The organism is Micromonospora sp. NPDC049799 (assembly GCF_040656655.1).
Lineage (GTDB): Bacteria > Actinomycetota > Actinomycetes > Mycobacteriales > Micromonosporaceae > Micromonospora.
In genome coordinates, this window is sequence record NZ_JBFAMU010000441.1 from 1 (window position 1) to 4,102 (window position 4,102).

Genomic DNA, 4,102 nt, shown 5'->3' on the forward strand with positions numbered 1-4,102 from the left:
GCCCGCACGCCCCGGCGCCCGGGGTCGAACGCCGCGGGCCCGGGCAGGCGGCGCGGCGGAGGCTCCGGTTCGTCGGCGTCCGGGGGCACGGACGGGATCGCGGGCGGTCCTGGTGGGTCGTCCGCGATCGTGCCCGAGGACGCGGCCGGCCCGCGAACGACGGAGGACGGGGACGGATGGACCACGGCATCACCGGGTGGTGCCATCAGCCGGTGCAGGCGCTGACGGACCACCGTCTCCTCGTCATCGGACACGCGCCGAGGCTAGGAGCGGCACACCGCCCCGGAGGGATCACCGAGGGCGTCCTGTGGACGACGACGTCGCCTGTGGACAACCTCCTGATCAACCCGAAATCTGCTAGCAGCCGCCGCGGCGCAGGTCAGCGCGCCTCCGGATCGAGGCCGAGGGCGGCGCGTCCACCGTCGACCGGCAGGATCGCTCCGTTGACGAAGCTCGCCGCCGGGGAGAGCAGCCACGCCACCGCCTCGGCGACCTCGTCGGGACGGCCGATCCGACCGACCGGGTGCAGCCGCCGCAGTTCGGCGTCGATCCACTCGGCCGCGCCCGGCTCCCGCGACGCGAGGAACGCCGCGTGCCGCTCGGTGTCGACCGAGCCGAGGGCGACCGCGTTGCACCGCACGCCGTGCCGCCCGTACTCGACGGCCAGTGCGCGGGTCAGCCCCTCGACGGCGGCCTTCGCGGTGGCGTACGGCAGGGCGCCCGGCACCGGACGACGGGCCTGGTGCGACGAGACGTTGACGACGGCCCCGCCGGTGCCGGCGGCGAGGAACCGGCGGACCGCCGTGGCGGCGCCGACCAGGGCGGGACGCACGTTGTCGGCGATCAGGTCGAAGACCGCGCCGACCGAAGCGTCGTGCACCGAGGCGTCCCGGAACACCGCCGCGTTGTTCACCCAGCCGGTCAGCGGGCCGGCCAGGTCGGCGGCGTGGGCGGCGATCCCCTCGTCGGCCGCGTCGCCGACCACGGCCGCCAGCCGGTCGGCCGCCGGATGGTCACCCACCCAGGCCACGGCGTCGGCGTCGTGCTCGACGATCACCACGCGCTCGCCGGCGGCGAGCAGCCGTTCCACGATCGCGCGGCCCACACCGCGCCCGCCGCCGGTCACGACACAGGACATTCCACGACCCCCGCTCCGACTGGCGACCCGGCCCGATCACCCAGACGCTAACCCGGGCCGGAGGCCCCCGCCGGTCATCGACCGACCGCACCCGCTCAGGCCGGACGGGCCGGCACGGAAGGCGACCGCGTCAGGCGGCGGATGGGCGGCGGTGGACGACGACGGACGCCAGGCCGGGACCGGCGTGGGCGGCGACGACGGCGCCGGCCTCGGAGACGTACGTCTCGCGCACGCGGTCACCGAGCCGCGCGGCGAGCGCCTCGCCGAGCGCCTCGGCCCGTTGCGGGGCGGCGAGGTGGTGCAGGGCGAGGTCCACGTCCGCGTCACCGGCCGCCTCGACGGCGAGGTCGACCAGGCGGGCGATGCCCCGGCTGGCGGTACGCACCTTGTCCCTGAGCACGATCGCGCCGTCCGGCATGTGCATGATCGGCTTGACCGAGAGAGCGGTGCCGAGCAGCGCCTCGGCCGCGTTGATGCGGCCACCCCGGCGGAGGAACTCCAGCGTGTCGACGTAGAAGAAGATCGTGGTCCGGCCGACCGCGTCGAGCGCGGCGTCGCGTACCTCCGGCACGCCGAGGCCCCGCGCGGCGGCCGTGGCGGCGGCGACGGCGGGGAAGCCGACGCCCATGCCGCAGGAGCGGCTGTCGACCACGGCGACGCGGTCGCCGAACTCGGCGGCGGCGAGGTGGGCGGCCTCGACGGTGCCGGACAGCTCGCCGGACAGGTGCACCGAGACGACGCCGTCGGCGCCGGCGTCGAGGAGCCGGCGGTACGTCTGCGCGAACTGCTCCGGGGCGGGACGGGAGGTGCTCACCGAGACCCGCCGGCCGCCCAGTACGCGGGTGGCGTCGGCGGGGAACGTCTCCACGCCCTCCAGCCCCTCCGCGCCGTTGAGGACGACGGTCAGCGGCACCACGGTCAACGGGTACGCGAGCAGCAGTTCGGGCGGGAGGTAGGCGGTGGAGTCGGTGACGACCGCGACGGGCATGACCGGCACGCTAGCCGATCCCGGCCTCGACCGCCCGGGCCGGACGGTCAGACCGCGTCCGCGCTGGCGGACGCGGAAGCCGCGGCGCGGACCGGTGCGGCGGACGCCGCGATGACGCCGACGTTGTGGGCGCGCAGGTGCCAGCCGGCGACGGTACGCCGCCGCACGCCGTCGTCGTACCGCAGCTCGGTCCAGTGGCAGTTGGACAGCGACCCGATGGTGCGCAGCACCAGGTGGTCCCAGCCGAGCAGGTGGCCGACGCCCTGGCGGGCACCGCCGCCGTGGGTGGTGACCACGACGGTACCGCCGGGCACCAGGTCGGCCGCGTCCTGGAACGCCGCGCCGACCCGCTTGCCCAGGTCGTCGAGGGTCTCGATCCCCGCACCGGGGTCGGGGTCGCCGGCCCGCCAGCGGGCGAACTCGTCGGGAAAGCGCTCGGCGGCCTCGGTCAGGTGTAACCCCTGCCAGAGCCCGAAGTGACGCTCGCGCAGCCGGGCGTCGGTGCGGATCGGCAGCCCGGTGACGGCGGCCAGCGCGGCGGCGGTATCCGCCGCCCGGCTCAGGTCGCTGGCCACGATGGCGTCCGGACGCAGCGCGGCGAGCAGGGGCGCGGCGTCCCGGGCCTGCTCGCGGCCGAGGTCGTTGAGCGGTACGTCGGTCTGCCCCTGGACCCGGCTGGCGGCGTTCCAGTCGGTGTTGCCGTGCCGCCAGATGATCAGTCGGGTCATTCGGCGGTGGAGGTGGCGCCGGACTCCGCGTCGACCAGGTCCCGGTCGACGAACGGGATCGTCGGGCAGTCCTTCCAGAGCCGGTCGAGGGCGTAGAACTCGCGCTCCTCGGTGTGCTGGACGTGCACCACGATGTCGACGTAGTCGAGCAGCACCCAGCGACCGCCGCGCTCGCCCTCGCGCCGGATCGGCTTGGCCTTCTCCGGCAGCTCGAGCAGCCGCTCCTCGATGGCGTCGACGATGGCCAGCACCTGACGCTCGTTCGGGGCCGAGGCCACCAGGAACGCGTCGGTGATGGCGAGCTGATCGCCCACGTCGATGATGACGATGTCCTGCGCCTTCTTGTCGGCCGCGGCCTGGGCGGCGGCCATCGCCAGCTCGTGAGCGCGTTCGGAAACTGTCACCGTTCTCCTTCGATCAACCGTGCGACTCTCCAAGCCTCTCACACGCGGCGGCGTATCGACTCGTCAGTTGTGGCGCGTTACCGGCCGGAAGCCCCCGATACCGGGACGATTCACAGCTGGTAGAGGCGCCGCTTGGCGATGTACTGCACCACACCGTCGGGCACCAGGTACCAGACCGGCTCCCCCCGGGCCACCCGCTCGCGGCAGTCGGTCGACGAGATGGCCATCGCGGGCACCTGCACCAGGCTGACCGTGTCAGCGGGCAGGTGCTTGTCGGTCAACTCGAAGCCCGGCCGGGTCACCCCGACGAAGTGAGCCAGCTCGAAGATCTCGTCCAGGTCCTTCCAGGAGAGGATCCGATCCAGGGCGTCGGCGCCGGTGATGAAGTACAACTGCACCTTCGGGCCGTACTCGGCGTGCAGGTCACGCAGGGTGTCGACCGTGTAGGTCGGGCCGCCCCGGTCGATGTCGACCCGGCTCACCTGGAAACGGGGGTTCGACGCGGTGGCGATCACCGTCATCAGGTAGCGGTCCTCGGCCGGACTGACCGGCTCGTCCGCCTTCTGCCACGGCTGCCCGGTGGGAACGAAGACGACCTCGTCCAGCCCGAACCGGTCCGCCACCTCGCTGGCCGCGACGAGGTGCCCGTGGTGGATCGGATCGAACGTGCCGCCCATGATCCCGATCCGCCGGATGTCTTCCTCCACCCCGCGATCCTAGGCCGCCCCGGTCCCACCCCACCCGCCCCGCCCCACCTCGCAGGGGCGGACGGTCAGGCGGAGGCGGCGGCCACCGCCGTGCGGGCGACGAGGGCGCGGCGCAGGTCGTCGTCCGCGTCGGTCTC

Annotated in this window: 5 protein-coding genes and 1 pseudogene; all 6 read right to left on the bottom strand. The window is 74.2% G+C overall.

Annotation, left to right across the window (positions count from 1 at the left end; genetic code table 11):
- Positions 1-254, bottom strand: a pseudogene (locus tag AB0I76_RS24050) (ComEA family DNA-binding protein); the annotation flags it as partial.
- A 125-nt stretch (positions 255-379) separates the two neighbouring features.
- Entirely contained in the window at positions 380-1,138 is a 759-nt protein-coding gene (locus AB0I76_RS24055) for an SDR family oxidoreductase (RefSeq protein ID WP_357039534.1), read from the bottom strand.
- A 130-nt stretch (positions 1,139-1,268) separates the two neighbouring features.
- Positions 1,269-2,126, bottom strand: a complete 858-nt coding sequence (locus tag AB0I76_RS24060) for a DegV family protein (RefSeq protein WP_357039537.1) — start codon at positions 2,124-2,126, stop codon at positions 1,269-1,271.
- A gap of 47 nt (positions 2,127-2,173) precedes the next feature.
- On the bottom strand, positions 2,174-2,854 hold the full coding sequence (locus AB0I76_RS24065) for a histidine phosphatase family protein (RefSeq protein WP_357039540.1): 681 nt from the start codon (positions 2,852-2,854) through the stop codon (positions 2,174-2,176).
- Positions 2,851-3,258 carry a ribosome silencing factor gene (gene rsfS / locus AB0I76_RS24070; protein WP_120730245.1) on the bottom strand — a complete coding sequence of 136 codons (408 nt, stop codon included), beginning with the start codon at positions 3,256-3,258 and terminating at the stop codon, positions 2,851-2,853. The genes AB0I76_RS24065 and rsfS overlap by 4 nt, the downstream gene beginning before the upstream one ends.
- 110 nt (positions 3,259-3,368) lie before the next feature.
- The gene (gene nadD, locus AB0I76_RS24075) at positions 3,369-3,965 is read right to left on the bottom strand and encodes a nicotinate-nucleotide adenylyltransferase (RefSeq protein WP_357039544.1); all 597 of its coding nucleotides are present in this window, start codon (positions 3,963-3,965) and stop codon (positions 3,369-3,371) included.
- Positions 3,966-4,102 lie beyond the last annotated feature (137 nt).

Bases quoted from the DNA above. Each gene is read 5' to 3' on its own strand.
- AB0I76_RS24065 (WP_357039540.1), bottom strand. From the start codon at position 2,854: ATGACCCGACTGATCATCTGGCGGCACGGCAACACCGACTGGAACGCC.
- AB0I76_RS24055 (WP_357039534.1), bottom strand. From the start codon at position 1,138: ATGTCCTGTGTCGTGACCGGCGGCGGGCGCGGTGTGGGCCGCGCGATC.
- AB0I76_RS24060 (WP_357039537.1), bottom strand. From the start codon at position 2,126: ATGCCCGTCGCGGTCGTCACCGACTCCACCGCCTACCTCCCGCCCGAA.